The sequence below is a fragment of the Isoptericola sp. F-RaC21 genome (assembly GCF_038593535.1).
Classification (GTDB): Bacteria; Actinomycetota; Actinomycetes; order Actinomycetales; family Cellulomonadaceae; genus Isoptericola.
In genome coordinates, this window is sequence record NZ_JBCFYX010000005.1 from 447877 (window position 1) to 472674 (window position 24798).

24 protein-coding genes are annotated in these 24798 nt (G+C 75.3%); 15 read left to right on the forward strand and 9 right to left on the reverse strand.

What is annotated here, in order from left to right; all coding sequences use genetic code 11:
* Positions 1-51: 51 nt before the first annotated feature.
* Both AAG589_RS20250 and AAG589_RS20255 read right to left on the reverse strand, forming a co-directional pair.
* Positions 52-1062 carry a DMT family transporter gene (locus tag AAG589_RS20250; protein WP_430569096.1) on the reverse strand — a complete coding sequence of 337 codons (1011 nt, stop codon included), beginning with the start codon at positions 1060-1062 and terminating at the stop codon, positions 52-54.
* A gap of 18 nt (positions 1063-1080) precedes the next feature.
* Positions 1081-1941, reverse strand: coding sequence for an MBL fold metallo-hydrolase (locus tag AAG589_RS20255; protein ID WP_430569097.1), 861 nt, complete (start codon positions 1939-1941; stop codon positions 1081-1083).
* A gap of 62 nt (positions 1942-2003) precedes the next feature.
* Between AAG589_RS20255 and AAG589_RS20260 the strand changes: the two genes are divergently transcribed.
* Positions 2004-3398: a sensor histidine kinase gene (locus AAG589_RS20260; protein WP_430569098.1), complete on the forward strand. Its 1395-nt coding sequence runs from the start codon at positions 2004-2006 to the stop codon at positions 3396-3398.
* 68 nt (positions 3399-3466) lie between these two features.
* The gene (locus AAG589_RS20265; protein WP_446719775.1) at positions 3467-4099 is read left to right on the forward strand and encodes a response regulator; all 633 of its coding nucleotides are present in this window, start codon (positions 3467-3469) and stop codon (positions 4097-4099) included.
* A 55-nt stretch (positions 4100-4154) separates the two neighbouring features.
* On the opposite strand, the gene AAG589_RS20270 is transcribed toward AAG589_RS20265, so the two are convergent.
* A complete protein-coding gene (locus tag AAG589_RS20270) occupies positions 4155-4613 on the reverse strand; it encodes a nitroreductase/quinone reductase family protein (protein ID WP_430569100.1) in 459 nt (152 codons plus the stop codon).
* Between the two features lie 178 nt (positions 4614-4791).
* On the opposite strand from AAG589_RS20270, the gene AAG589_RS20275 reads away from it, so the two are divergent.
* From AAG589_RS20275 to AAG589_RS20310, 8 genes are all read left to right on the forward strand, one after another.
* Complete coding sequence (locus tag AAG589_RS20275; protein WP_430569101.1) at positions 4792-5262, forward strand: MerR family transcriptional regulator; 471 nt, start codon at positions 4792-4794, stop codon at positions 5260-5262.
* Entirely contained in the window at positions 5259-6275 is a 1017-nt protein-coding gene (locus AAG589_RS20280) for an aldo/keto reductase (RefSeq protein WP_430569102.1), read from the forward strand. The genes AAG589_RS20275 and AAG589_RS20280 overlap by 4 nt, the downstream gene beginning before the upstream one ends.
* Before the next feature lie 81 nt (positions 6276-6356).
* Positions 6357-7250 (forward strand): ABC transporter ATP-binding protein, encoded by an 894-nt coding sequence (locus tag AAG589_RS20285; RefSeq protein ID WP_430569103.1) that lies wholly within the window; start codon positions 6357-6359, stop codon positions 7248-7250.
* Complete coding sequence (locus tag AAG589_RS20290) at positions 7247-8515, forward strand: ABC transporter permease (protein ID WP_430569104.1); 1269 nt, start codon at positions 7247-7249, stop codon at positions 8513-8515. Before AAG589_RS20285 ends, AAG589_RS20290 begins: the two co-directional genes overlap by 4 nt.
* 209 nt (positions 8516-8724) lie before the next feature.
* Entirely contained in the window at positions 8725-10050 is a 1326-nt protein-coding gene (locus AAG589_RS20295; protein ID WP_430569105.1) for a cytochrome ubiquinol oxidase subunit I, read from the forward strand.
* Entirely contained in the window at positions 10047-11033 is a 987-nt protein-coding gene (locus tag AAG589_RS20300) for a cytochrome d ubiquinol oxidase subunit II (protein WP_430569106.1), read from the forward strand. The genes AAG589_RS20295 and AAG589_RS20300 overlap by 4 nt, the downstream gene beginning before the upstream one ends.
* A 91-nt stretch (positions 11034-11124) precedes the next feature.
* On the forward strand, positions 11125-11337 hold the full coding sequence (locus tag AAG589_RS20305) for a hypothetical protein (RefSeq protein WP_430569107.1): 213 nt from the start codon (positions 11125-11127) through the stop codon (positions 11335-11337).
* Between the two features lie 55 nt (positions 11338-11392).
* The gene (locus tag AAG589_RS20310) at positions 11393-13144 is read left to right on the forward strand and encodes an outer membrane protein assembly factor BamB family protein (protein ID WP_430569108.1); all 1752 of its coding nucleotides are present in this window, start codon (positions 11393-11395) and stop codon (positions 13142-13144) included.
* Here AAG589_RS20310 and AAG589_RS20315 read toward each other — a convergent pair.
* Positions 13115-13828: a PadR family transcriptional regulator gene (locus AAG589_RS20315; RefSeq protein WP_430569109.1), complete on the reverse strand. Its 714-nt coding sequence runs from the start codon at positions 13826-13828 to the stop codon at positions 13115-13117. The genes AAG589_RS20310 and AAG589_RS20315 overlap by 30 nt on opposite strands.
* Before the next feature lie 204 nt (positions 13829-14032).
* Here AAG589_RS20315 and AAG589_RS20320 point away from each other — a divergent pair, with 204 nt between their 5' ends.
* Positions 14033-15952, forward strand: coding sequence for a cation:proton antiporter (locus AAG589_RS20320; RefSeq protein ID WP_430569110.1), 1920 nt, complete (start codon positions 14033-14035; stop codon positions 15950-15952).
* An 83-nt stretch (positions 15953-16035) separates the two neighbouring features.
* Here the strand turns inward: AAG589_RS20320 and AAG589_RS20325 are convergent, their stop codons facing one another.
* Together AAG589_RS20325 and AAG589_RS20330 are read right to left on the reverse strand one after the other, a co-directional pair.
* Entirely contained in the window at positions 16036-16848 is an 813-nt protein-coding gene (locus AAG589_RS20325) for an ABC transporter permease (RefSeq protein WP_430569111.1), read from the reverse strand.
* Positions 16845-17768: an ABC transporter ATP-binding protein gene (locus tag AAG589_RS20330; RefSeq protein ID WP_430569112.1), complete on the reverse strand. Its 924-nt coding sequence runs from the start codon at positions 17766-17768 to the stop codon at positions 16845-16847. The genes AAG589_RS20325 and AAG589_RS20330 overlap by 4 nt, the downstream gene beginning before the upstream one ends.
* Before the next feature lie 130 nt (positions 17769-17898).
* Here AAG589_RS20330 and AAG589_RS20335 point away from each other — a divergent pair, with 130 nt between their 5' ends.
* Entirely contained in the window at positions 17899-19119 is a 1221-nt protein-coding gene (locus AAG589_RS20335) for a sensor histidine kinase (protein WP_430569113.1), read from the forward strand.
* Positions 19120-19157: 38 nt separating this feature from the next.
* Positions 19158-19820 (forward strand): response regulator transcription factor, encoded by a 663-nt coding sequence (locus tag AAG589_RS20340; RefSeq protein WP_430569114.1) that lies wholly within the window; start codon positions 19158-19160, stop codon positions 19818-19820.
* 96 nt (positions 19821-19916) lie between these two features.
* Here AAG589_RS20340 and AAG589_RS20345 read toward each other — a convergent pair whose 3' ends face one another.
* From AAG589_RS20345 to AAG589_RS20355, 3 genes are read right to left on the reverse strand one after another with little or no spacing between them, the layout of a single operon-like run.
* A complete protein-coding gene (locus AAG589_RS20345) occupies positions 19917-20717 on the reverse strand; it encodes a deoxyribonuclease IV (protein WP_430569115.1) in 801 nt (266 codons plus the stop codon).
* Positions 20718-20754: 37 nt separating this feature from the next.
* The gene (locus AAG589_RS20350; RefSeq protein ID WP_430569116.1) at positions 20755-21453 is read right to left on the reverse strand and encodes a GAF and ANTAR domain-containing protein; all 699 of its coding nucleotides are present in this window, start codon (positions 21451-21453) and stop codon (positions 20755-20757) included.
* Positions 21450-22154, reverse strand: coding sequence for a GAF and ANTAR domain-containing protein (locus tag AAG589_RS20355; protein ID WP_430569117.1), 705 nt, complete (start codon positions 22152-22154; stop codon positions 21450-21452). The genes AAG589_RS20350 and AAG589_RS20355 overlap by 4 nt, the downstream gene beginning before the upstream one ends.
* Before the next feature lie 87 nt (positions 22155-22241).
* Between AAG589_RS20355 and AAG589_RS20360 the strand changes: the two genes are divergently transcribed.
* Together AAG589_RS20360 and AAG589_RS20365 are read left to right on the forward strand one after the other, a co-directional pair.
* Positions 22242-23066 carry a hydroxymethylpyrimidine/phosphomethylpyrimidine kinase gene (locus AAG589_RS20360; protein ID WP_430569118.1) on the forward strand — a complete coding sequence of 275 codons (825 nt, stop codon included), beginning with the start codon at positions 22242-22244 and terminating at the stop codon, positions 23064-23066.
* 21 nt (positions 23067-23087) lie between these two features.
* Positions 23088-24770 carry an acyl-CoA dehydrogenase family protein gene (locus AAG589_RS20365; protein ID WP_430569119.1) on the forward strand — a complete coding sequence of 561 codons (1683 nt, stop codon included), beginning with the start codon at positions 23088-23090 and terminating at the stop codon, positions 24768-24770.
* Positions 24771-24798 lie beyond the last annotated feature (28 nt).

Here is a 24798-nt window from a genome sequence, read left to right on the forward strand (position 1 = left end):
ACGGCGGCTGGTCCACCTCGCGGGTGGGCCGGCCGCCGTCGTCCACGCGGGTCAGCGGCGGCGCAGCGCGCCCTCGACGAGAGGGACGGCGACGGCGACGAGGGTCAGCGCGGCACCGAGGTAGGTCGCGGCGCCGGGCGGCGCGACGTCGGGGGAGACGACGTCGAGCACGAGCGCGCCGACCACCTGGCCGGCGATCATGCCGAGCCCGAGCAGCAGCACGCCGATGCGCTGCACCACAGCCGCCTGCAGCGCGATGAAGACGATGCCGAGCAGGCCGCCGGAGTAGAGCAGCAGGTCGGTAGGCAGCTGGGTGGGCAGCGAGCCCGTGGGGGCGCCGTCGACCGCGAGGGACACCCCGAACACCACGAGCAGCGCCGCCGTCCCGACGAGGAAGCTGACGAACGTCGCGGCCAGCACGCCACCGTCGCGCGTCCGTGCCGGGGTCTCGACAGGCTCGACCGGCGGCGCCGGGCGCACCGCCGCCCGCACGCGGCCGTTGAGCGCCTGCTGGAACGACTGCAGCACGCCCGCCACGAGGGGGAACAGCGCCAGGCCGAGCGCCGCGGTGGCCGCGCCCGCGCCGGAGACCACGACGACGGCGACCACGGTGAGCACCGGCCCCAGCGCGCGGCCCACGGTCACCAGGCGCACCCCGCCGGGCGCCAGCCCCAGCCGGTCGATGACGAGCGAGCTCACGGACTGCCCGGCCACGAGCGCGATGGTGAACACGGCCACGCCGAGCGCGTCGACCGTCAGCCCCTGCGACATGACGTAGAACGCGCCGCCGAGCCCGCCCAGGCACTCCCACCAGCGCAGCCCGCCGCGGCGCAGCCCCGCTGCCACCTGGCCGAGCGCCGAGCGCCCGGCGCGGGAGAACGGCAGCACGAGCGTGAGCAGCACCAGGCCCGAGCCGAACGACAGGGCGGCGGTGCCGAACGCCGTGCCCGTCTCGGTGGCGAGGGTGCCGTTGACGCGGCTCTGCAGCGCGGCGGCGAACCCCGCGACGATCGCGAGCGCCACGCCCACGGCGCGCTGCCGCCCGGTCACGATGGTTGCCATGGGCACGATTATCGGTGCTCAGGTCAGGTGGTCGAAGTCCCCCCGCACCCAGGCGGCGTGCCGCTCGGCGGAGCGCAGCACGACGTCCCGTGCGTCGGCGGGGATCACGCCGTCGAAGTTGTTGTAGAGCCGGTCGAACGGGCGGCGGGCGACGTGCTCGGCGACGCGCGTCACGACCGCGGCGGACAGCGGGATGCGGTTCGGGTAGCTGCGCATGAAGCTCGCCGTGCGGTCGGGGTTGGCGAAGATCGTGTCGCCCGACAGCAGCACGCCGCGGCCGTCGGCGCCGGTCCAGTGCACCACCGCCGAGCCGGGGAAGTGCCCGCCGGGCTGGCTGAGCACGACGCCGGGCAGCACCTCGCGCTCGCCGTCCGCGCCGGGGGACCACGTCTCGATGACGACGTCCGGGCGCGCGACCCACTCGGCGTCGGCCTCGCTCACCAGCACGGGCACGTCGCGCCCGGTGGCCGCCGCGAGGCGGCGGCTCCACTCCACCTGCACGCCGAACATGTGCGGGTGGCTGGCCGCGATCAGCACCTCGCCGACCCCGGCGGCCTCGACGACCGCGGCGACGCCGGCGTCGTCGACGAACCCGAGCGGGTCCCACAGCAGGGCGCCCGCGTCGGTGCGCACCACCTTCGCCTGCTGCCCGATGCCGACGCGCGGCGTCGCGTGCAGGGCGAGCAGGCCGGGCTCGAGCTCGGCGACCTCGACGGCGAGGCCGTCGGCCGCGAGCTCGCCCAGGGTGGTCCACTCCTGACCGGTCACGGGCACCCACTGGCGCTCGTCCGCGCAGATCGCGCAGACCTCCGGCCGGGTGGCGTGCTCGACGGCGCAGGTGCGGCAGATCCAGAAGTCCGCCGTGTCGGGGAGGGTCATGGGCCCAGACTTCCACCTCGCGGCGGAGGCGCCCACCGCATTCCCCTCTCTAGGCTGGCCGGATGCCCCAGCACCGCGCCTCGTGGACCGCGCGTCTCGCCGACTGGTGGGGGATCGACTCCGGGTGGGAGCGCGTGCCCGCCGACCCGGCGCGCGCCTACCGCCACGACCTCTGGCTCGGCGCCGCGTTCGTCGTCGTCTCCCTCGTGGGCGCCGAGCTCGCCCGCAGCATCGGGTACTTCGAGGACGAGACGGCCCCGGTCTGGCTCCTCTACCTGCTCGCGGCCGTGGGCGCCGCGCCGCTCATGTGGCGGCGGCGGTTCCCCCTGGTCGTGCTGTCCGTGGTGTACCTGCACTTCCTCGTGGTGGGCCTGACCGTCCCCATGGTCACGATCCTCGTGCCCCTGCAGGTCGTGTACTTCGTCGCGCTGTTCAGCGCGGTCGCGTGGGCGCGCGACCGGCAGGCGATGGTGCTCGTCGTGGGCGCCGCGCTGCTGGCGATGTTCGGGTGGCTGGCGTGGCAGTTCGCCGTCGGGGCGGGCATCGACGGGATCGTCGAGCAGATGGGGCTGGCCGACGAGCAGCCCGGCCTGGTCGACCCGGGCGTGGCGTTCACCGCCTACAACCTGCTCATCAACCTCGCCTACTTCTACGGGGCGGTCGTGGCCGGCCAGCTCATGTGGCACGGGGCCCGCCGGCGCGAGCAGCTCGAGGACCAGGCCGCGACCATCGAGCGCCAGACGGCGGAGCTGCAGCGGCAGGCGGTCGTCACCGAGCGGCTGCGCATCGCCCGCGAGCTGCACGACGTCGTCGCGCACCACGTGTCCGTCATCGGCATCCAGGCGACCGCCGCCCGGCGGATGCTCGCCGGCGACCCGGCCGCCGCGGCCGCGCCGCTGGCCACCATCGAGGGCGAGTCGCGCGAGGCGGTGGCGCAGATGCGCGGCCTGCTCGGCACGCTGCGCGGCGTCGAGGACGGCGGCGGGCCGGGCGGCGCGGGGCGCGCGCCGGAGCCCGGGCTGGCCGACGTCCCGGCGCTCGCCGACGACGCCGGGCTCGACGTCGAGGTGCGGGTGGTCGCGGAGGACGGCGCGGTGGACGCCGTGCCCGCGCCCGTCGGCCTCAGCCTGTACCGCACCGCGCAGGAGGCGCTGAGCAACGTGCGCAAGCACTCCACGGCCCGGTCCGCGCGCGTCGTCGTGCGGGTGGACCGCCGCTCGGCGCAGCGGGACGACCCGGCCGCGGACCGGTTCCCGCACGGCTTCGCCGAGGTCGAGGTGCTCGACGACGGCCGCCCGCGGCCCGGGTCCTCCGGCACCGGCCTCGGCCTCGTGGGCGTGCGCGAGCGCGTCGCGACGCACGGCGGCATCGCCGACGTCGGTCCGCGCGCCACCGGCGGCTACCGTGTGCGGGTGCGCCTGCCCCTGCCTCAGCCGACGTCCCAGGACCGCCCGTGACCGGCCCCGACGCGCCCGTGCGGGTGCTCCTGGTCGACGACCAGAAGCTGGTGCGCTCCGGGTTCGCGATGATCCTGTCGGTCGAGCCCGACATCGAGGTGGTGGGCGAGGCCGCGGACGGCGCGCAGGCGCTGGAGCAGGTGCGGGCGCTGCGCCCCGACGTCGTGCTCATGGACGTGCAGATGCCGGTGATGGACGGCATCGAGGCCACCCGGCGCATCGTCGCCGACGACCTCGCCCGGGTGCTCGTGCTCACCACGTTCGACGACGACGCCTACGTGGACGACGCCCTGCGCGCCGGCGCGTCCGGGTTCCTGCTGAAGAACTCCGACGCGGACCGGCTGGTGGACGCCGTCCGCACCGTCGCCGCCGGGCACGCGCTGCTCGCGCCGGAGGTCACGCGGCGGGTCATCGAGCGGATGGTGGCCGGGGAGGCGTCGTCGGCCGAGCCGACCACCCCGCTGGTCGAGCCTGTCGAGACCCGGGTCTCGACAGGCTCGACCGCCGGGCTGACGCCCCGCGAGCAGGAGGTGCTGGTGCTCGTCGGCAAGGGGCTGTCGAACGCCGAGATCGCGGGCGAGCTGTTCCTCGGCGAGGCGACGGTCAAGACGCACGTCTCCAACGTGCTCGCCAAGCTGCACCTGCGCGACCGCGTCCAGGCGGTCGTCTTCTACCACCGGTCCGTCCGCCCCTCGGCGTAGCGATCGGCCATGCTTCCCGCCCGGGAACCATGGCCGATCGCTACGTCGAGCCCGGTCAGCGGCGCGGGGTCAGTCGGATGACGGGCAGCTCGCGGTCGGTCTTGCGCGCGTAGTCGGCGAACCCCGGCGCCACGGACGTGACGGTGGCCCAGGCGGCGTCGCGCTCGGCCCCGTGCAGCTCCTCGGCGACGACGGGGACCGTCCGGCCGCCGGTCGTGACCGTCACGCGGTCGGGACGGGCCGCGAGGTTGAGGTACCAGGCGGGGTTCGCGGGCGCCCCGCCCGCGGACGCCACGACGATCCAGCCGCCGCCCTCGGCGGGGAACCCGGCCACCGGCGTCGACCGCTCCTGGCCGCTCTTGCGCCCGATCGTCGTGAGAGCCAGCCGGTCCCCGGGCCTCCCCGTGCCGGCCCGGGCGCCGACACGGCGCGCCGTCCGCCGGTTGATCCAGGCCAGGAACCGGCCGCGGGGCTGGCGGGAGCCGCGGGTGCCCTGGGGGTACGTGAACGTCATCGTGTCTCCTTCGTCGAGGCGCCAGGTGCTCGCCGGTGGATCGTCCGCGCCTGACGTTGCCAGGGCGCCGCGTCACCCGGTACCGACCGCCGTCGCGAGCGGCACGACGAAAGTCGGGGGTCGGCGCCTTTCGGACAGCCCTTGCGCTGGAGTGCGCTCCAGCTCCTACGGTCGACCCATGACGATGGTGGAGACCGCGACGACGGTCGGCATCCGGGAGGTCGCGGAGCACAGCGGCCTGAGCGTGGACGCCCTGCGCTGGTACGAGCGCGAGGGGCTGCTGCCGCGGGCGCCCCGTGGCCCGGACGGGCGACGGCGCTACCCGGAGCGGCTGGTCGGGTTCGTCCGGCTGGTCGTGGCGCTGCGCCGCACCGGGATGCCGGTGGCCGACGTGCGGGAGTTCGTGGCGCTGGCCGACGACGGCGCCGCGTCGCACGGGCGCCGCATGGCCCTGCTGGAGCGGCAACGCGAGAGCATCCTGCGCCAGCAGGCCCAGCTCGCCGCCGACCTGGCCGCCGTCGGGCACAAGATCGAGCACTACCGGGAGCTGATCGCCGCCGGCCTCGACTGCGAGGGCCTCCCGGTGACCCCGGACGTCGCGGCGCTCCAGTGCCTTCCCACCCTGCAGACCGAGAGGAACGCCTCATGACCACGACGACCGGTACGCCCCGCATCACCCTGGGTGACGGCCTCGACACCTCCCTGCTCGGGTACGGCGCCATGGGCCTCGCCCAGGTGTACGGCGCCGTCGACGAGGACGACGCGCTCGCGACGCTGCACCACGTCGTGGACGTCGGCATCGACCTGATCGACACCGCCGACCTGTACGGCCAGGGCTCGAACGAGCGCCTCGTGGGGCGGCTCCTCGCGGACCGGCGGGACGAGGTCACGCTCGCGACCAAGTTCGGCATCGTGCCCGAGGACGACACGTACACCCGCATGGCGGCCCGCAACGACCCGGCGTACGTCGCCGAGGCGGCCGACGCCAGCCTGCGCCGGCTCGGGGTCGATGTCATCGACCTGTACTACCTGCACCGCCGCGACCCGCGGGTGCCGATCGAGGACGTCGTCGGCGCGATGGCGGACCTGGTGCGGGCGGGCAAGGTGCGGCACCTGGGCCTGTCGGAGGTCACGGCGGCGGAGCTGCGGGCGGCCCGCGCCGTGCACCCGATCGCCGCGGTGCAGAGCGAGTGGTCGCTGTGGAGCCGCGACGTCGAGCGGTCGGTGGTGCCGACGGCGGCGGAGCTCGGGGTGGGCTTCGTGCCCTACTCCCCGCTGAGCCGCGGCCTCCTCACCGGCACGCTCACCGACGCCGACGCGCTGGCCGGCGACTGGCGGAGCAACCTCGAGCGCTTCCGCGGGTCGGCGTTCGAGGCGAACCAGGCGCTCGTCGCCGTGGTCCGCGGCATCGCGCGGGAGCGCGGCGCGACGCCGGCCCAGGTGGCGCTCGCCTGGCTCCGCCACCAGGGGGAGGCGCTGGGGCTGCCCGTGGTGCCGATCCCCGGGTCGCGCCGGGCGGCCCGCGTGGACGAGAACCTCGCGTCCCTCGGCCTGACGCTCGACGCCGAGGCCCTGGCAGCCCTCGGCGAGCTGGCCGACCGGGTGGTCGGGGCCCGCTCGGACCAGTCGAACCCGGACTGGGTCTCCGCCACCCGGGAGTGACGCGTCCGCCCGGCGGAGGAGGCGCGGATCTCCGCCGCCGGGCGGATCACACGGGGCCGCCCGGTCCGTAGCGTCGTGGTCATGGACAACGACTCCCTCGAGGTCCGGGGCCTGACCCGGACGTTCGGCGACCTCACGGCCGTCGACGACGTCTCGTTCGTCGCCCCGGCCGGCCTGCTCACCGGCTTCGTCGGCGGCAACGGCGCGGGCAAGACGACGACGATGCGCATGATCATGGGCGTGCTCGCGCCGACGGCCGGGGAGGTGCGGTTCGGCGGCGACCCGGTGACCCGCGCGGACCGCCGGGCGTTCGGGTACATGCCGGAGGAGCGCGGCCTCTACCCGAAGCAGCCGGTGCTCGACCAGCTCGTCTACCTGGCGCGGCTGCGCGGCATCGCCGCCCCGCGGGCGCGCGCCGAGGTGCTCGACATGCTCGACCGGCTCGGCCTCGCCGGCCGGTCCAAGGAGCACGTGGAGAAGCTGTCGCTCGGCAACCAGCAGCGCGTGCAGATCGTCGCCGCCCTGATGGGCACGCCGCGGCTGCTGGTGCTCGACGAGCCGTTCAGCGGCCTCGACCCGGCCGCCGTCGACGGGATGGTGGACCTGCTCGCCGAGCACACCGCCCGCGGCGTGCCGGTGCTGTTCAGCTCCCACCAGCTCGACCTCGTCGAGCGGCTGTGCGAGCGGCTCGTCATCCTCAAGTCCGGACGCGTCATGGCCGACGGTGCCCCCGCCGACCTGCAGAGCACCGGCGCGCTGCGCCACCGCCTCGTCGCGGGCGGCGACGCCGGCTGGGTGCGCGGCGTCCCCGGCGTGCACGCCGTCGACGTCGACGGTCCCGTCGCGCTGCTCGAGGTGGCCGACGACGCCGCCCTGCAGCGGCTGCTCGCCACCGGCCTCGAGCGCGGCGGCGTCCGCGAGCTCACCCCCGTCCGGCCCACGCTGGCCCAGATCTACCGCGAGGTGACGGCATGACCACGAACACGGACCCAGGTCTCGACAGGCTCGACCAGCGGGAAGGTCTCGACAGGCTCGACCAGCGAGGGGGCGGGCGCGACGACGAGGGCACGCGCGGCGCGTGGCTCGTCGTGATGAAGCGCGAGATCGTGGTGCGCGCGCTCAACAAGACGTTCCTCGTGGGGCTGCTGGTCTCGGTGGCGATCATCGCCGCGCTGGCGGCGTTCATGGCCTGGCAGGGCAGCAAGACCGACAGCTTCACGGTCGCCGTGCCCGCCGGCGACGCCGCCGCGACGGCGGCGGTCGAGTCTGCCGCCGCGATCCCGGAGGAGCAGGGCGGCGGCGCCGAGCTCACGGCGCTCGAGGTGCCCGACGACGCGGCCGCTCGCGCCGCGCTCGCCGACGGCGACGCGGACGGCTGGCTGCACCCGGGCGCCGGCGGCTGGGTGCTCACCGGTCAGGCCGACCCCGACTCCGCGCTCACGCGCCTGCTCACGGCCGGCGTCGCGGAGCAGACGCTCGACGCCAACGCCGAGGCCGCCGGCACCACGACCGCCGAGCTCACCGCCGGCGGCACCCTGTCCACCGACCGGGTCGACGGCGACGCCGTGGACCCGCAGACCCTGTTCTTCGCGTCCTTCGCGCTCGCGCTGCTGTTCTTCATCGGGGCCCTCGGCTCCGGGCAGATGATCGCGGGCAGCGTGGTGGAGGAGAAGCAGTCGAGGCTGGTGGAGATCATGGCCACCGCGGTGCCGCTGCGGCACCTGCTGGCGGGGAAGATCCTCGGCAGCTCGGTGGTGGCGCTGGCGCAGAACGTCGTGTTCGCCGCCGTCGGGCTCGCGGCCCTGTCGTTCACGCCGACGGCGTCGATCCTGCCGTCGCTGTCGACGTCGCTCGTCTGGTTCGTGCTGTTCTTCGCGGTCGGCTTCCTCGGCCTCGCGGCCCTGTACGCCGTGGCGGGCGCGCTCGCGTCGCGCACGGAGGACCTGCAGCACACCACCACCCCGATGACGATGGCCATCATGGGCGTGTACTTCCTGACGTTCTCCGCCAGCGGCACGTTCGAGACGGTGCTGTCGTACGTCCCCGTGGCGAACGTCGTCTCCATGCCGGTACGGGTGCTGTCCGGCGACGCCGCCTGGTGGGAGCCGATCGTCTCGCTCCTGATCCTCGCCGCGTTCGCCGTCGTCGCGCTGCTCGTGAGCGAGCGTGCGTACCGCGGCGCGCTGCTGCAGACGGGCGGGCGCATCGGCTGGAGGAGCGCGCTGCGCACGGCGGGTTGAGCTCGTCGACACCTGTCCTCGCCGCTGGTTGAGCCTGTCGACACCTGTCCCCGCCGCTGGTTGAGCCTGTCGAAACCCGGTTCCTGGATTTCGACAAGCTCAATCACCGGAGGGGGGGTAGGGGAGTCCCCCGAATTCGCTCAGGGTTGTCCCCCGAAGGTCCCGAAAACCGTGGGATCGCGGGGTTCCGGAGCCCTAGCGTCAGCCCCATGACCGCCGTCGACGCCGCCCGCCTGCAGTTCGCGCTGCTCGCGGGGACCCACTTCCTCTTCGTCCTCGTGACGCTGGGGCTCGGGCCCGTCGTGGCGATCCTGCAGACGCGGTGGGCGGCCGCCCGTGACGCCGGCCGGGCGGCGACGCTCGAGACCGCCACCCGCTTCTGGGGGCAGCTCTACCTCGTCAACTACGCGCTGGGCATCGCCGCCGGCATCGTCCTGGAGCTCCAGCTCGGGCTGCACTTCCCGGGCCTGCTCGACGTCGCCGGCGGCGTGCTCGGCGCCCCGCTCGTGATCGAGACGATGGCGGCCTTCTTCCTGGAGTCCACGTTCCTCGGGCTGTGGGTGTTCGGGTGGCACGTGCTGCCGCGCTGGGCGCACACCGCGGCGTTCTGGGCGGTGGTGGTCACCGGCTACCTCTCGGCGTTCACCGTGATGGTGGCGAACGGCTTCCTGCGGAACCCGGTGGGGGTCGAGATGGTGGACGGCGTGGCCCGGGTGACCGACGCGGCGGCCGTGATCGCCAACCCCGCGGCGCTGCTGTCCGCGCTGCACGTGGTGGGCGCGTGCCTCATGGCGGGCGCGTTCGGGCTGGTGGGGGTCAGCGCGTGGCACCTGCGCCGGGCGCCGTCGCGGCTGCCCGGCGTGGTCGCGGCGGGCCTCCCGGGCGCCGTCATGTCGGCCGAGAACGACGTCTGGCGGCGCTCGATGCGCACCGGCCTCGTGGCCGGCACGGTCGGCGCGTTCGTCGCGACCGCCTTCGGGTACGCGCAGTTCGCGTACCTCCAGCACGCGCCGGGCGGCGAGCCGCCGGTCGTGGGCATCGCCTACGCGGTGATGCAGGGCGTCGCGGGCCTGGCGTTCGTCGTCGGGTGCGTGCTGCTGCTCCTGCTGCCCGGCAACGTGCTGTTCCGCCTGTGGCGGCCGCTGCGCGCCGGCCTGTACGGCACGCTCACGGTGCTGCTGCCGGTGCCGTTCCTCACGGCGCTGCTCGGCTGGGCCGCCCGCGAGCTCGGCCGCCAGCCCTGGGCGATCGCCGGCGTGCTGCGCACCGAGGACGCCGTGTCCGGCGCGTCCGCGGCCGCGGTGATCACGTCCCTCGTCGTCCTCGTCGGCGTGATGGTCACCCTCGCCGTCGTCGACTGGTCCGTGATGGCAAGGCTCGCCCGCCGCGGCACAACCCGCCTCGCCCTCGGCGCCCCGCCCGCCGACGTGCTGCGCGACGGCGACTCGACAGGCTCGGTGTCGACAGGCTCGGTTTCGACAGGCTCAACCAGCGACGAGGGCGACGAGCTCCTGACGTTCGGAGGCACCCGATGAACGCCCTCGGCTGGGGCCTGCTGCTCGCCGCGCTGCTCGCCGGCTGGGTCGTGCTCGACGGCGCCGTGCAGGGCGGCGTGCCGCTCGTGCGCGCGCTCGGCGGCCGCGACGACGCCCTCCGTCGCACCGTGCTGGCCACGGTCGCGCCGTTCCTGCTGCTGGGGGAGGTGTGGCTCGTCGCCGCGACGGGCGTGCTGCTCGCGGCCTTCGGGCACGTCGAGGCGACCCTGTGGGCGGCGGGGTACCCGGTCGTGGTGGCGCTGCTCGTGGCCTGGGTGGTGCGCGACGCCGCGCTGTGGCTGCGCAGCCGCCTGCCGTCGCCGCGCTGGCGCCGGGGGTGGGACGTCGCCGGGCAGGCCGCGAGCCTCGCGCTCCCGGCGGCGTTCGGCGCGCTGGCCGGGGTCGCGTGGGTCCACCTGTCGGTGGTCGGGGCGCAGGCCGACGGCGGCTCCGGCGCGGCGCGGGCGCTCGCGCTCGGGCTGCCGGTGCTCACGGCGGGGCTCGCCGTCGCGGCGGCGCGGGTGCACGGCGGGCTCGTCGTCGCGGCCCGGGCGCCGCGGGCGGTGGCGAGCCAGGCGCGCCGCCGGGTGCGCCGCGCCCTCGTGCCGGCGGCGGCGCTGGCCGGCCTCGCGGCACTGGGCGCCCTCGCGGTCGCGGCCCTCGGCACGGCGTCGGCGCTGGTGGCGGCCGTGCTGCTGGTCGCGGTGGCCGGCGTGGCGCTCGCGGCCCGGTTCGACTTCGACCGCGGCGTGCACCGCACGGGCGTCGTGCGGGCGGCCGGCCCGCTGCTCGCCGTCGTGCCGGTGGCGGCGACGGCGGCCGTCGTCGGGCCCGCGACGCTCGCCCTCGCCGCCCCCGCCGTGGTGCTGCACGGCCTGACGTGGCCGGTGCTGGGCGCGTTCGTCGCCGTGCTCGTGGCGCAGGCCGTCAGCTGGCGGGTGCTCGTGCGCCCGCTCGGGCCGCGCACCGCCGTCTTCCTCTGACACGGTCGTGACGCCGGGGCAACACCGGGGAAACCCGCGCCGCGCAGCATGGGGACGAGCGGCCGCCCGGGCCGCGCGAAGGAGGCGCACGATGCCAGTCCCGACCCCGGCCACGATGCCCGCCACCACCACCCGGCCGATCCTGCCGTCGCCGCACACCGGCGCCGGAACGCGCCCGCCCGAGCGCCGGGCGAACCCCGGCGACCGCATGACGGTGGACCCCGACGACCGCCGCCGCCGCGCCCGCACGGCGCTGCTGGAGCTGGCGGTGGCCCGCTCCCTCGAGCGGCGCCGGGTGATCTGACCGGCGGCCCCGCGCACGGGTCGCCGGGTGCGGGGGCCAGGCTTAGGTTCGAGAGGTGGCCCGGCGACGCGGCGCCCGCTCGGACGCCTACACGTTCGACCTCGAGCCCGACGGCGACGAGCCGGACGGCGACGAGGGACGCGCTGCCGCGCCGGTCGTGCGGGCGACGCGACGCGCCGGCACCCACGGCCCGCTCCTCATCGACCTGGACCCGGTCGACGACGTCGACGACGAGGGCGGTGACGACGGCGCCCGGCCGGACGACGAGGGCGTGCTCACGTGGCGGCGCGCGCGGGACCGCGTGCGCGACGCCCTGCGCGGCCGCCGGCTGGTGGCCGCGGTGGTGGTCGTCGCGGCGGCGCTCACCGCGGTGGTGGTCGACACGGTCGGCGACCGCAGCCGCACCGCCGCGCTGCGGTCCGCCCCCGGCGGGGTGCTGGACCTCAGCGCCGAGCCGCGCGAGGAGTGGCGCGTCGCCGCGGAGGGCAGCGCGCCGGGCGGCCTCATGGCGGTGACCGGCGGGCTGGTGGTGGCGCAGCACCAGGACGCGCTGCTGGGGCTGGACGTCGAGACCGGCGAGCGACGCTGGACGGTGCGGCTGCCGGCGCCGTCGAGCTCCTGCGGGCCGGGGATGCAGGTGTGGTCGGGCGGCCTCCAGCCCGAGGCCGCGGACCGCATCGTGTGCGTGACGGCGAGGCCCACGGGCGACGGCGGCACGGTGCGGCGCAGCACGGTGACCGTCGTGGCCGCCGACGGCACGGTGGAGGGCACCCGGGAGGTGGCGGGCTCGCCCGCGGACCTCTTCCCGGGCGCGGACGGCTCCCTCGTGTCCGTGGCGTGGGTGGGCGAGGCGTCGCCCGTGGACCCGAGGGTGGCGGACGACGTCGTGTCGGGCGTCGCGGACGCGGGCGCCATCCCGGACGGGTACGACGTGCGGGTCCGCGTCGAGGACGCGGTGACGGGCGACCGGCGGTGGCAGGACACGGTGCGGTTCGACGGCACGGTGGACCCGTCGCTGTGCGTGCGCTGGTCGGACGACGGCACGACGTCGGGGGTGGACCTGCGCGGCGGCGTGCAGACCGTGGTCACCGACCGCGTGCTGTGGCTGGGCGGGTGCGGCATCGACGCCTGGTACACGCCGGACGGCGTCCGCCTGGACCGGCCGGGGGACCCCGGGACCTTCGAGGGGTTCGCCGTGGAGCCGCTCACGGGCGGGGGCTACGTCGCCCGCACGGAGGCGGCCGACCTGGGCGTCGACGAGCCCGCGCACGCCGACCGGCTGCTGCGGGACGACGGCTCCGAGGTCCGCGAGGTGCGCGGACGCTATCTCGTGCCCCTGAGCACGGACGGCGGAGGGGACGGCGTGCACCTCGAGCGGCGCGGCGCCGTGACCGTGGGGACGTCCGACGACGGGGACGACCTGTGGCGCACGGACGTGCGCAGCACGGCAGTCCTGGTGCGCACCGCGCAGGTGGCGGTGGTCGTGGACGAGGGGCGCCGCGTCTACGGGCTGGACCTCGGCACGGGCGAGGTGCTGTGGACGCGGCCCGACCTCGTGGACGGCCTGGACGCGATGGGCGCGTACGGGCCGCGGTTCGTGGACGCGGCGTTCACCGACGGGCGGCTGGCCGCGTTCGTGGTGCCGGACTACGCCCGAGGCGACGTCGTGCACTGGGTAGCGCTCGACGCCGCCTCGGGTCGTCAGCTGTGGCAGGTCGAGCTCGGCGGCGACGGCTGGGGGGTCCAGCTCGCGGTCGCCGGCCGGCTCGTGCGGTGGTCACCGACCGAGATCGTCGGCCTCGGCTGACGGGGCGTCGGTCACGTCGTCGGTGGCGGTCGTGTCGTCGGCGAGCACGAGGTAGATCTCGCGCCGCGCCTTGTCGAGCACCGCGGCCGCGGCCTCGGCCTGCGCCCGGGTGCCGGCGCGCGCGACCTGCTCGACGGCGCCCCCGAGGGCGCGCATCGCGTGGTGCAGCTCGTGGCCCTGACGCCGCGGGTCCTCGGCCACCTTCTGCCACGGGGTGCCGAGCTCGTCGCGGTGCTCCTCGACGTACGTGCGGCCGGTGTCCGTGAGCGACGCGAGGCGGCGTCCGCCGTCCTCGGCCACGGTGACGAGGCCCTCGTCCTGGAGCTGGGAGATGGCCGGGTAGACGGCGCCAGGGCTGGGGCGCCAGCGGCCGTCGGTGCGCTCCGCCAGCTCGGTGATCACCTGGTAGCCGTGCATGGGCTGCTCGGCGAGCAGCAGGAGCAGGGCGGCGCGGATCTCGCCGCGGCCGGCGCGGCGTCCGCCGCCCCGGTGGCCGCGCGGGCCGAAGCCGGGGCCGAAGCCCGGGCCGGGGCCGAACCCGGGGCCGAAGCCCTCGGGGCCGGGGAAGTCGCCTCGCCGGCGGCGGTCGCCGCGGGGGCCGGGCTGCCGGTCGAAGGGGTGCCGGTCGAAGGACCGGGGGTCGAAGGTGCGGGGGTCGAACGAGGTGTCTCGGGGGGTACGCATAGGAGGTGTCCTCACGGGGTTCGGGTGCTTGGTCGGTGTCGCCCGGGGAGCGCCGGCGGCGCCTCGACCTCGAGCGGCGACACATCAAAGATAAGTCTCGATATATCGTTAGGCAACCCCGGTCAGATGTGACCTGGGTCACTCTGACGACGGTTCGGTGACGGGCCCAGGAGATCGCGCGAGCGGGCGCCTACGTTGTTCGGCATGGAAGTCCTTCTCTTCGCGGTGCTGGCGGCGGTCGTCGTCATCGCCGTCACCGCGCTGGCGCCCCGGGCCGGGGTCGCCGCCCCGCTGGTCCTGGTCGTCATCGGCGTCGCCGTGAGCTTCCTGCCGATCGTCCCGGCGATCCCGATCAACCCCGAGGTCATCCTCGTCGGCGTGCTGCCCGCGCTGCTCTACGCGTCGGCGGCGTCGTTCCCGTCGATGGACTTCCGCCGCGACTTCACGGCGATCGGCGGCATGGCCGTCCTGCTCGTCGTCATCTCGGCCGTGCTGCTCGGCCTCGTCTTCTCCTGGGTCATCCCCGGCATCAACCTCGCCGCCGGCATCGCGCTCGGCGCCATCGTCAGCCCGACCGACGCCGTCGCGACCTCGATCATCAAGAAGCTCGGGGCGCCGCAGCGGGTGGTCGTGATGCTCGAGGGCGAGGGTCTGCTCAACGACGCCACGTCGCTGGTGCTGCTGCGCTCCGCCATCGCGGCGGTGGCCACGAGCGTCAGCGTGTGGGGCGTGGTCGGCAGCTTCGTCAAGGCCGTGCTCATCGCCGTCGTCATCGGCCTGATCGTCGGCCGGCTCGGCCTGTGGATCCGCGAGCACCTGCGGCACGCCGCGCTGTCCACCGCCGTGTCGTTCGTCGTGCCGTTCGCGGCCTACCTGCCCGCCGAGGAGCTGGACGCGTCCGGCATCGTCGCGGCCGTGGCGGCCGGCCTCGTCACCAGCACGCTGTCCGCCCGGCACCTCAGCCCGCAGGACCGCGTGGCCGAGCGGATGAACTGGCGCACCATCGAGACCCTGCTCGAGGGCGGGCTGTTCCTCGCCATGGGGCTCGAGGTGTTCGGGCTCGTCCAGGACGTGCAGAAGGCGCACGGGTCGCTGTGGACGGCGGTCGGCGTCGCCGCGCTCGCGGCGGTGGGGGTCGTCGCGCTGCGGGCGATGTTCGTGCTGCCGCTGCTGCGCTACCTCGCGGCCCGACGGCGGCGCGCGGAGCAGGTGCGCGAGACGCTCGACCGCATGGAGCAGCGCGTCTCCGCCAAGCTCGACCAGTTCACCGACCCGAACGGCATCATCACCCCGGAGGCGGCGAAGGCCCTCTCGGCCGTGTGGAGCCAGGGCGACCAGCGGGTGTGGGAGGCCGGGAACCCACGCCGCCAGGTGCGGCGGGTGCAGCGCCGGGTCGAGGCCGAGGCGGCGAAGCGGCGCGCGGCGTCCGGGCGGCTGTCCGACGACCAGCGGGAGCGGATGCGGCAGCGGCGGGTGGACCGGATCGCGGAGTTCCGGCGGCGGTTCACGCGCCGCATCGCCGACGTCGACTACCTGCTCGCCGCCCCGCTCGGGCCCAAGGAGGGCGTCGTCATCGTGTGGGCGGGGATGCGGGGCGTCGTGACGCTCGCGGCGGCACAGACCCTGCCCCAGGGCTTCCCGCAGCGGTCCCTGCTCATCCTCATCGCGTTCGGCGTCGCCGCCGGCACCCTGCTGGTGCAGGGCGGCACGCTGCCGTGGGTGGTGCGCCGGCTCGGGCTGTCCGGGGTGACGTCCTCGCGGTTCGACGAGGGCACGCAGGGGCTGCGCGAGATCGTCGACGGCACCGCCCGCGACGTGCTCGACGACCCGGGGCTGCGCCGCAAGGACGGCACCCCGTACGCGCCGTACGTGGTGGAGCGCGTGCGGACCGTCGTCGTGCGCGAGCAGGCCGACCAGGACGAGGAGGAGGCCACCCCCGAGGAGCTGTCGGCGCAGTTCTTCGAGCTGCGCCTCGCGACCATCGCCGCGCAGCGCAAGGCCCTGCTCGAGGCCCGAGCCGTGGGGACGTACGACTCGGACCTGCTGAGCAGGGCCCTGGACCAGCTCGACGCCGACCAGATCGCCGTCGAGATGCGCGGGCACCTCGATGGCGCCGTTGATTGAGCCTGTCGAAATCCAGTCACCAGGTTTCGACAGGCTCAACCAGCGGGGCGACGGGTTTCGACAGGCTCAACCAGCGAGGGTGGTCAGGACGACGAGATCTCGCTGCGCGCCGTCCGCCACAGGCCGCCGACCAGCGGCGCGACCACCCAGATGAGCGTGGCGGTGCCGAGCTGGGCCCAGCCCTCGCCGTCGAGCGCGCTGCCGAAGAGCAGCGGCTCGCCCGCGGTGCCGAGGTCCACCCACGGCAGCACGTCGGCCATGCCCGGCACGAGCCCGCCGAGCAGGCCGAAGAGCGTCGGCGCCAGCAGCAGGGTCACGATCGCGGCAGGCGTGCTGCGCAGGAGCAGGCCGAAGCCGACGCCCTGCGCCATGAAGAGCACGACCGACAGCGCCAGGTAGAGCACCGCGCGCACGCTGACGTCCCACGCCGGGTCGGCGTCGCGGAAGGCCACGACGAGCAGGTGGGCGAGGGCGGCGAGCCCGATCGTGAGCACGAGGAGTGCGAGGCCGGAGCCGATCGCCGCGACCACCTTGGCGAGCCCGACGCGGGTGCGGCGGGGCTCCAGCGTGAACGTCACCAGCGCGGTGCGCTGGGACCACTCGGAGGTGGCCGCGAGCACGCCGACGATGGGCAGCAGCATCGCCATGGGCGTCGTCGTGCCCACGACGAACGCGCTGAACGAGTGGTTGCCGCCGCTCACGGCCATCATCACGGCGAGCACCGCCGCGGTGATGATCGCGATCACGGCGAGCATCCACCGGCCGGCGCGGGTGTCGAGCTGCTTGCGCCACTCGACGAGGGTGAGGGTCGCGAAGGTGAGCGGCCGGACGTCGGGGGTGGCACGGGGGCGGCGGGTCCTGGTCTCGACAGGCTCGACCGACGATGCGGTGGTCATGCGGACACCTCCATGCGGGTCTGGGCGCCGGGCTGCTCGCGGGCGTCGTCGGCGGTGAGCTCGAGGAAGAGGTCCTCCAGGCCGCGGGAGTCGGCGGCACGCAGCTCGGCGAGCACCACGCCCGCCGCGGCGGCGGCGCGACCGACGTCGATGGGCTCGGCCTCGACGGACAGCCCGCCGGTGGCGAGCTCCTCCACGCCGGCGCCGCCCTGGCGCAGGGCGCGGGCGAGCGCGGCGTCGTCGGTGGAGCGCACGAACGCGCCGGCCTGCCGCAGCAGGTCGTCCTTGTGCCCCTCGGCGACGACGCGGCCGCGGCCGATGACGACGATCCGGTCGGCGACCGCCTCCATCTCGCGCAGCAGGTGCGACGAGAGCAGCACGGTGCCGCCCCGGGAGGCGAAATCGTCCAGGAGATCCCGCATCCAGCGGATGCCGGCCGGGTCGAGGCCGTTGGCCGGCTCGTCGAGGATCAGCACCTCGGGGTCGCCGAGCAGGGCCGACGCGATGCCGAGCCGCTGGCGCATGCCGAGCGAGTACTGGCCGACGCGGCGGGCGGACTCGCGGTCGGTGAGGCCCACCAGGTCGAGGGTGCTGTCGATGCGGCGGCGGTCGACGCCGGTCATCAGGGCGGCGAGGGTGAGGACCTCGCGCCCGGTGCGGCCGGAGTGCTGGGCGGCCGCGTCGAGCAGCACGCCCACGCGCCGGCCGGGGTTGGCGAGCGCGGTGAACGGCTTGCCCAGCACGCGGGCGGAGCCCGACGTCGCGGGGGTGAGGCCGCAGATCATGCGCATCGTCGTGGACTTGCCGGCGCCGTTGGGGCCGAGGAAGCCCGTCACGTGACCGGGCTCGACGGTGAACGACACGTCGTCCACGGCCACGGCCGGCCCGTATCTCTTGGTCAGGTGCTCCACGGTGATCATGGCTCCACCCTGCCCGGGCGCAGGCGGGCGCCGCGTCCGGCGAGGGGATGGTTCGTGTCCTCCTTCCGGAGGATGTCGGGCAGACCGTCGGCGGATGCCCGGCGGCCCGCCGCTGCCTAGGCTCGACGTCGTGCCGACCGCCCCCGCCCGTCCGTCCCGAGCCCGCCGGGCGTGGGGCGAGACGTGGCGCGTGCTGGTGGCGCTCCTGGCCGGCCTGACGGTGATGGTCCTCGTCGCCTGGGAGGTGGACACCGGCGAGCGGGCCATGACCGACGGAGAGGTGGCGCTGGACTTCCTCGTCGGCGTGGTCGCGCTGGGCCTGCTGCTGCTGCGACGCAAGGCACCGCTGACGATCGCCCTGGTGCTGTGCGCTGCGTCGTCGGTGTCCACGCTGGCGGTGGGCGCCGAGACGATCGCGGTGATCTCCCTGGCCACCGGGCGGCGGTGGTGGAGGATCGCGGCCGCGGGGGTGGTGTTCGTGGTCGCCGGGCGCGCGTACGCGGAGCTGCACCCCTACATCACGCCGGAGCCGTACGACGCCTGGGTGGACCTCGCCGCCGGGGTGGGGATGTACGCCCTGTTCGTCTGGATCGGCGCGTACATCGGGCTGCGCCGCGAGCACCTGGCGTCGCTGCGGGAGCGGGCGGAGACCGCGGAGCGGGAGCAGGCGAGCCGCGTGGCGCAGGCGCAGACGGCGGAGCGCACGCGCATCGCGCGGGAGATGCACGACGTGCTGGCGCACCGCATCTCGCTGGTCGCGATGCACGCGGGGGCGCTGGCCTACCGCACGGACCTGCCGCCGGAGAAGGTCGCGGAGACCGCGGGCGTGGTCCGGGACAACGCGCACGCCGCGCTGGCCGAGCTGCGGGAGGTGCTGGGCGTGCTGCGCGACCCGCTCGCCGGGGACGCGCCGCCGGAACCGCCGCAGCCCTCGCTGGCCGACCTCGCCGGGCTGTTCGCCGAGGCCCGTGCGAACGGGGCCGACGTGCGTGTCGACGGGCCGGTCGACGACCTGGCGGAGCGGACCGGCGGCCTCGGCGAGGCGGTGAGCAGGCACGCGTACCGCATCGTGCAGGAGGGGCTGACGAACGCGCGCAAGCACGCCCCGTGGGCGCCGGTGGCCGTGTCGGTGGCGGGCGCCCCGGGCGACGGGCTGACGATCGTGGTGAGCAACCCGGTGCGGAGCGTCGGGCCGGTGCCCGAGGCCCCCGCCGCGCCGCCGTCCGGCCTGGGGCTGGTGGGGCTCACGGAGCGGGCGGAGCTGGTGGGCGGCCGCCTGACGTACGGGACGGTCGCGGAGGACCGCGGTGCCGCGTTCCGGCTGGAGGCGTGGCTACCGTGGGCGGCATGAGATGGGCGGCATGAGGTGGGCGGCATGAGGGGGACGGCGTGAGCGAGAAGACGCGGGTGGTGCTGGTCGACGACGACCCGCTGGTGCGGTCCGGGCTGAGCCTCATCCTGGGCGGCGACGCGGACCTGGAGGTCGTCGCGACGGCGTCGGACGGCATCGAGGCGCTCGACGTCGTGGCGCGCGAGCGGCCAGACGTCGTGCTCATGGACATCCGCATGCCCCGCCTGGACGGCATCGAGGCGACGCGCCGGCTCCGGTCCGTGCCCGCCGCGCGCGTCATCGTGCTCACCACGTTCGACACGGACGACATGATCGTCGAGGCCCTCCGCGCCGGCGCCGCCGGGTTCCTGCTCAAGGACACGCCGCCCGACCGCCTGGTCGCCGCGGTCCGCGCCGCCGCGTCCGGCGAGCCGACCCTGTCGCCGCGTGTGGCGGAGCAGCTCATCGCCCAGGTCACCGACCGCTCCGCGCCCGACGGTCGCCGGGCCGCCGCCGCGCGGCTCGAGACCCTGACCGACCGCGAGCGCGACGTCGCCCTCGCCGTCGCGCGCGGCCTGTCCAACGCCGACATCGCCGCGGAGCTCTACATGAGCGTCCCCACCGTGAAGACGCACGTGTCGCGCATCCTCACCAAGCTGGACGCCGCCAACCGCGTGCAGGCGGCCATCGCCGTGCACGACGCGGGACTCGCCGCTGGTTGAGCCTGTCGAAACCCGGACCGCCGCTGGTTGAGCCTGTCGAAACCCAGTCTTGGATTTCGACAGGCTCAATCACCGGGCGGCTGGAATTCGACAGGCTCAGACGGCCAGCCGCTCCCGCAGCCAGGCGATGTCCGGGCCCATGTCGCCGTGGGTCTCGCAGACGACGGGGGCGCCCGCCTCGGCGACGACGCCCACGAGCAGCTCGGGCGGGATGTTCCCGTCGCCGAAGTGCGCGTGCCGGTCGGCGCCCGACCCGGCGGTGTCGCGGGAGTCGTTGGCGTGCACGAGGTCGATGCGACCGGTGATCGCGCGGATGTCGCGGACGGCGGTCGCGAGGTCGATGCCGCCGGCCCACGCGTGGCAGGTGTCGAGGGTGATGCCGACGTTCTCGGCCCCGTTCGCCCGCATCACCGCCGCCCACAGCAGCTCCAGCCGGTCCAGGCGGCGCGCCATGGAGAAGTCGCCGCCCGCGGTGTTCTCGATGAGCACCGGCACGTCCGTCTCGAGCGCGTCGATGGCCTTGCGCCAGTTGTCGAAGCCGACGTCGGGGTCGTCCTTGGCCGTGACGTGCCCGCCGTGCACGACCACGCCCCGGGCTCCGATCGCCTCCGCGCCGGTCATGATCTGCTGCAGCAGCTTGCGGCTGGGGATGCGGATCCGGTTGTTGGTCGAGGCCACGTTGATCACGTACGGCGCGTGCACGAACACGTCGATGCCCGCGGCCGCCGTCTCCTCGCGGAAGGCCTCGGTGCCCCCGGGGTGGACGGAGTCGTCGAGCGGCGGCACCTTCCACGCCTGCGGGTCGGACAGGAACACCTGCACCACGTCCGCCCCGATCTCCTTCGCCTGCGCGACGGCGTCGGACAGGTCGACGTGGGCCCCGATCTTCACGCTCATGGGCCCACCCTACGGACCCCGTCCGACGCGGACGACGTCAGCGCCGCTGCGCCTCCCGCAGCACCTCCCGCGCGGCCTGGGTGAGGGTGAGCCCCCGCCGCACGGAACGCTCCAGGAGCACGTCGTAGGCGTCGGCCGGGTCGATGCCCAGCTGGTAGGCGAGCGCGCCCTTGGCCTGCTCGACGACGACGCGCCCGCCCAGCGCCCGCGTCACCCGGCGGTCCAGCTCGTCGGCCTGCAGGTGCTCCGGCTGCACGATGACGAGGGTGACCATGTCGGCCAGCGCCTGGGCCGTGCGGGAGGAGTCGTCGTCGAGCGCCGCGCCGTCGTGCCCGAAGATGTTGAGGCCGCCCAGCACCCCGCCCTGCCACTCGAGTGGGAAGGCGTGCACCGCCGAGAAGCCGGCGTCGACGATCGCGGGGCCGACGACGGGCCACCGGGCGAGGATCTCGTCGCGGCCGGTCGCCACGACGCCCACGCCCTTGCGGACCACGTCGACGCACGGGCCCTCGTCGCGCTGCGCCTGGAAGAGCTCCAGGTGCATGGCCTGGTGGGAGGTCGCGGCGAGCAGCTCGAGCGGCCCGCCGTCCGTCCGCACGAGGAGCCCGGCGGCGTCGCCCCCGGTGAAGCGGGCGGCGTCCTGGGTCAGCCGCAGCAGGAGGTCGGCGGCGTCGTGCTCCTTGAGGAGCTCGGCGGCCGCGTCGGCGAGCGCTTCGGCAGGCGTGTGCAGCGTCATGGCTCCTCCGTTCTCTCGGTCTCGTCGTCCGAGGCGTCGTCGTGCGCGAAGTCGAGCCGGTGGGCCAGGACGTCGTCGACGACGTCCTGCAACGTCGACGAGCGGGCGAAGGCGTGCGCCCGGAGCACCGCGAGGGCGTCGGCGGGCGGGATCCGCAGCTGGGCCGTCACCATGCCCGCAGCCTGGTGGGCGCGGGCCTGGACCGACCAGTCGAGCGGTTCGACGTCGTCCAGGAGCGACGTCCCGACCGCGTCGGCGAGGAACTGGACGTCCACCAGGTCGTGCGAGAGGCGCCCGTCGGTCGTGTACAGGCTCAGCACGCCCACCACCAGGCCGCGGACCCGCATCGGCACGGCGTACGCCGTCACGGGGCCGCCGATGGAGCGGACCATCTGCGAGAACATGGGGAACGTGCCGGCGGTGGTGCCGTCCACCCGCGTCACGACCAGGCGGTCCTGCTCGAGGGCCAGCTGCCCGGGCCCCTCGCCGAGCACCTCCTGCAGGTCCTCGATCCTCGCCGACATCCCGTCCGAGGTGCTCACGACCAGCCGCTCCTCGGGGGACGGCGACAGCGTGAGCGCGCCGCTCTGCGCCCCGAAGATCTCCACGCACGCCCGGCAGAGCCGCGACGCCAGCGGCATGTCGGCGTCCAGCCTCGCCAGCGTGTCGGCGAGCAGGCCCAGCAGGTTCGACGCGTCCACCGGTCTGTCACCTGCCTTCCCCTCCGGGCCAGTCTTCCACCGATGGGTCTCGGTCGTGGCCAGGCAACGGTCGTAGGCTGGCCCACCATGAGTACCACGCCGCCGCTCGCGTACGTCATCGCCGGTTCCGAGGCCACCGGAGGGGCCGGCATCCAGGCCGACCTCAAGACCTTCCAGCAGCTCGGCACCTACGGGGTGGGGACGCTGACCTGCATCGTCTCGTTCGACCCGAAGCACGACTGGGGCCACCGGTTCGTGCCCGTCGACCCGCAGGTCATCGCCGACCAGTTCGAGGCCGCGACCTCGACCCACGCCCTGGACGTCGTGAAGATCGGGATGCTCGGCACCCCCGCCACGATCGACGTCGTCGCCCGCTCGCTCGAGACGCAGCCGTGGCGGCACGTCGTCCTCGACCCGGTGCTGATCTGCAAGGGGCAGGAGCCCGGCGCCGCCCTGGACACCGACACCGCGCTGCGCGAGCGCGTGCTGCCGCTGGCCACGGTCGTGACGCCGAACCTGTTCGAGGCCAAGACGCTCGCCGGCATGGACGACATCACCTCGGTCGAGGAGCTGACCGAGGCGGCGCGCCGCATCCACGCCCGGCTGGGCGACGGCCACGGCCGCCGGTACGTCGTCGCGAAGGGCGGCGTCGAGCTGCCCGGGCCGGACGCCGTCGACGTCCTGTTCGACGGCGACGAGGTCACCGTCTTCGCCACGCCCAAGGTGGGCGAGGAGCGGGTCTCCGGCGCGGGGTGCACGTTCGCCGCGGCCATCACCGCGGAGCTCGCGAAGGGCGCCGACGTGCCGGACGCCGTCCGCGTCGCGAAGGACATGGTGACGCAGGGCATCGAGGCGCGCGTCGAGGCCCGCACGCCGTTCGACACCGTGTGGCAGGGCGCGTACGCCTCCTGACGACCTGAGGAAGGAGCCGCCGTGACCGTCGACGAGGACGTGCACGCGGGCGGGCGCCGCACGCACGAGGTCACCAACCAGCCGCCGGAGCGGGTCGACGTCAACGAGTACCTCGACTTCCCGGTGCTGCGCGCCGCCGTGCACGCCTTCGGCGGCGGCTGGGGCGAGGAGCGGCTCGTCGAGGCGGGCGCGCACGTCGGGAGCGCGGGGTTCCAGCGGGCCGCGGAGCTCGCGAACGTCCACGAGCCCGTGCTGCGCACGCACGACCGCCGCGGCCGGCGCGTCGACGAGGTCGAGTACCACCCCGCGTACCACGAGGTGATCTCCGCGGCCGTCGCGCGCGGCGCGCACACGAGCGCGTGGGCCGACCCACGGCCGGGGGCGAACGTCGTGCGCGGCGCCCTCTTCTCCCTGTTCGGCCAGGTGGAGCCCGGCCACGCCTGCCCGGTGTCGATGACGCACGCGGCCGTGCCCAGCCTGCGCCACGCGCCCGACCTGGCGGCGCTCTGGGAGCCGCGCCTCCTCGCCACCGGGTACGACGGCGCGCTGGCCGCGCCCGGGTCCAAGCCGGGCGCCCTCGTGGGCATGGCGATGACCGAGAAGCAGGGCGGCAGCGACGTGCGGGCCAATACGACCCGCGCGGTGCCGGCCGGCGACGGCACGCACGTGCTCACCGGCCACAAGTGGTTCTGCTCGGCCCCCATGTCGGACGCGTTCCTCGTGCTCGCCCAGGCGCCGGGCGGTCAGTCCTGCTACCTCGTGCCGCGCGTCCTCGAGGACGGCACGCGCAACGAGTTCCGCATCCAGCGGCTCAAGGACAAGCTCGGCAACCGGTCCAACGCGTCGGGCGAGGTCGAGCTCGACGGCACGGTCGGGCACCTGGTGGGCGAGCCCGGCCGCGGCGTGCGCACCATCATCGAGATGGTGCAGCGCACCCGCCTGGACTGCGTGCACGGCAGCGCGGCCGGGATGCGCCAGGGCGTCGCCGAGGCGCTGTGGCACGCGCGGCACCGGACGGCGTTCGGCGCGCGCCTCGTCGACCAGCCGGCGATGACGGCCGTGCTCGCCGACCTCGCGCTCGAGTCGGAGGCCGCGACGCTCACCTCGATGCGGCTCGCGGCGGCGTACGACGGCGGGCACGACGACAGCGACGACGAGGGCGAGCGGGCGTTCCGCCGCCTGGCCACCGCCGTCGCGAAGTACTGGGTGTGCAAGCGCGGCCCGCAGCATGCCTACGAGGCGATGGAGTGCCTCGGCGGCAACGGGTACACCGAGGCATTCCCGCTGGCCCGGCGCTACCGCGAGCAGCCCGTCATGGCGATCTGGGAGGGCTCGGGCAACGTCGTCGCGCTCGACGTGCTGCGCGCCATGACGCGGGAGCCGGAATCGCTGGCGGCTGTGGACGCCGAGCTCGCGCTCGCCGCCGGCGCCCACCGGGACCTCGACGCGCACCTCGCCGCCACGCGCGCGCTGCTGGCCGGGCTCGCCGGCGCGGACCCCGCCGAGCAGCAGGCCTCCGCGCGCCGCGTCGTCGAGGCCCTCGCCGTCGGGCTGCAGGCGTCGCTCATGGTGCGGCACGCGCCGACCGGGTCGGCCGACGCGTTCGTCGCGGCCCGGCTGGGCGCCGGGCGCGGCCACGGCTACGGCGTCCTGCCGCGCGGCACCGACGCCGCCGCGATCCTCGTGCGGCACGCCGGGCCGTGACTCGCCTCGCGAGCCGCAGCGCGACCGC